Here is a 2,620-nt window from a genome sequence, read left to right as displayed (position 1 = left end):
TTTAATTCTCTCAATTGTACGCTGATTTTCTTCAGGAGTTCCTACCGTAATTCTTAAACCACCACCCGTATGACGAATTAAAGTCCCCTGACTTTTAAGTTGCTGCATCAAATTATTTAAACCTTCTTCCTGAGACAGATTTTCTCCTAATAAACTCAATCCTTTATCTGTAAGTCTGGCATAAAAGAAATTAGCCGTACTTTCCCAAACTTGTAGAGCTGAAATTTCCGCAAAACTTTCAAATAACTTAGTTCTTTCTGTCAAAATTTCCGGTATAAAAGATAGTACATCTTGTCTGTGAGCAAGCACTAATTTAGCAGCAGCTTGAGAAAAACTTGGTAAGTTGTAAGGAAGGCGAACTTTTTCCAAATTAATCATAACTTCTGGATGAGCGATCGCGTATCCTACCCGGAGGGAAGCTAATCTAAAAGCTTTAGAAAATGTTCTTAAAATTACCAAATTAGGATGTTGGTTTAATTGTTCAGCTACAGTAGTCTGACTAAACTCAAAATAGGCTTCATCAATTACTACCATAATTTCTTCAGGCAAACTAAACAACCATTCTAATTCTTTAGCAGTTAAAGCATTAGCTGTAGGAGAGTTTGGATGAACAACAAATACTACTTTTACAGTCTGTTTTTTTGTTTGATTAATAGCATTCTGAGCTGCAGAAATATCTATTTCAAAAGTTTCCTCATTTCTACCAACATTGACTATAGGAATACCAAGAGTTTTGGCAAGAATAGAATACATAGAGAAAGTAGGAGTAGCAGTTAAAATAGAACCTTCTTCCCCTAAACAAGTAGCAATTAAAATAGAACGAATCAACTCATCTGAGCCATTACCAACAGAAATATTATCGGCAGAAATATTAACTGATGGAGTTGCTTCATTCACATATTGAGCTATAGCTTCTTTAAGTTGGAAATGACTGCCATCTGGATAACGGTTTGTTTCAATTAACTCTTGATAATTTGTAGCTAACTTTTGTTTTAAATTATCTGGTAAATCATAAGGACATTCATTAGTATCTAGTCTATCTAAAGGAATTTCTGAACTGCCACCAGGATGAGGTGTATAAGCTTTAAGATTACCAAGGTCTGAACGAATAAAAGGTAACATACATTTTTTAGAGTTATTTTTGCATCCTAATTAGAGGATGTCATTCATTATACCCACATTCCGCACTTCATAATGTAGCACAAAAATATATAGCAATATGATTTGAGTTGTGAGATATTGGCAATTTTTAGGGAACAGGGAACACCGGAGCTGGGAACAGAGAAGAGGAAAAAACGTATCATATGAATATAATAATTGCTATATTCTAAACTTTTAAGAAACACCTCAATTCTCACAACTCATTCCTGATTGCTATACATGAATCATCATCAGAATTTGAGCCAACAAATTAAACAAATTAATTCTGTAGAACATAAAAAAATCAGTGGCACGAGTATTATTGGTGAACCAGGGAGTTGTTTTGGCAGCAGAAGACAAAGGAGCAACTACACTCCCGTTGATAGCATCAATTTTCTTGAATAATCATGGTTATTTCTTGAATTTCTGGGTCTGTTTCAGGAGATATTTTTACTTCTTCAAGGTCTAATTCAATTACTTCTTTGGCTTTTTTTAAAGTCATTGAGACTCGATTTATCCATTTTAATTTGAGATTAATTTCAGATTCTCTTGGCTATATAAAGCACTATCACAAACCATAATACTATCTAGTTTTATTTGTTTTTTCACCTAGGTTAAAATTTCAGCAAATACTGCTTTATCTGATTCATTGCCGTCAGCAGTTCTCATAAATAATGGTATTCCACTATCACTACTGACAACTAAATCTAATACACATTGTTTTAAATCTGGCCGATGGTCGCGAAAGAACTGACGCTCACAAATATAGAGGACGTGATACCATTCCTAATCCATGGAGAATTAAAGCTTTAATTACTATTTTTTCTCGATTATCTACTCCTAAATTTTGGTTAATTATTTCCACAATTTCTATCTCGTCAATTAGTCCTGCTACTATTCCTAAGTGATCGAGATTTTTAACTTTATTTCTTCAATGAAAGACACTTTTTTTCATAGTAAATAATCAGGATATTGTCAGCTTTATGACCTCAGTTGCAGTCACCAAACACCATAAATAATTATACTTAATTAAACAGGTGAATTTCCTGTAGCTTGTTATAAGACAATTTGAAGTGCAGAATGTGGGATATAAGTTCTGTCATTACTCAAAAACTGAGGAGGCAGGGATCGAACCTGCATTTTTCCGCTTTCAAAGAGCGGTGCCATACCTTTAGGCGACTCCTCAATCAATAGCTGCCGGGGTAGGGATTGAACCTACAACTTCCTGTTTCAGAGACAGGCGACTTTACCAATTCGTCTACCCGGCATTAAAACTGTCCTGGTAGGGATTGAACCTACGACACTTCCCTTAACAGGCGATCGCTCTACCAACTGAGCTACAGGACAATGGACAAAACCATTATAGATAGGTTTCGCAACCAGGTGGTTAGATTTACACTCACAAAAAGACTTTGCAATAGTCTGAGGTTTCTAGCTAAAATCTGCACAAAATTTTCGGCTGATAGCTGATAGCTAGTTA

At 34.9% G+C, this 2,620-nt stretch carries 1 protein-coding gene, 3 tRNA genes and 1 pseudogene; all 5 read right to left on the bottom strand.

The annotated features are described in order from the left end of the window. Nucleotides 1-1,122: histidinol-phosphate transaminase (locus tag AC3DU7_RS17400; protein ID WP_488040579.1), on the bottom strand; the 1,122-nt coding region annotated here is incomplete at its 3' end. 466 nt (nucleotides 1,123-1,588) lie between these two features. Continuing rightward, nucleotides 1,589-2,085: pseudogene (locus AC3DU7_RS17395) on the bottom strand (DUF4277 domain-containing protein); the annotation flags it as partial. A gap of 168 nt (nucleotides 2,086-2,253) precedes the next feature. Beyond that, a tRNA-Gln gene (locus tag AC3DU7_RS17390) sits at nucleotides 2,254-2,326 on the bottom strand. A gap of 8 nt (nucleotides 2,327-2,334) precedes the next feature. Continuing rightward, a tRNA-Gln gene (locus AC3DU7_RS17385) sits at nucleotides 2,335-2,408 on the bottom strand. Between the two features lie 6 nt (nucleotides 2,409-2,414). Next, nucleotides 2,415-2,487, bottom strand: a tRNA-Asn gene (locus tag AC3DU7_RS17380). Nucleotides 2,488-2,620 lie beyond the last annotated feature (133 nt).

The sequence above is a fragment of the Okeania sp. genome (genome assembly GCF_983059655.1).
The sequence above is the reverse complement of the archived record's forward strand: the minus strand, read 5'-3'. Positions and strand labels throughout refer to the sequence as shown.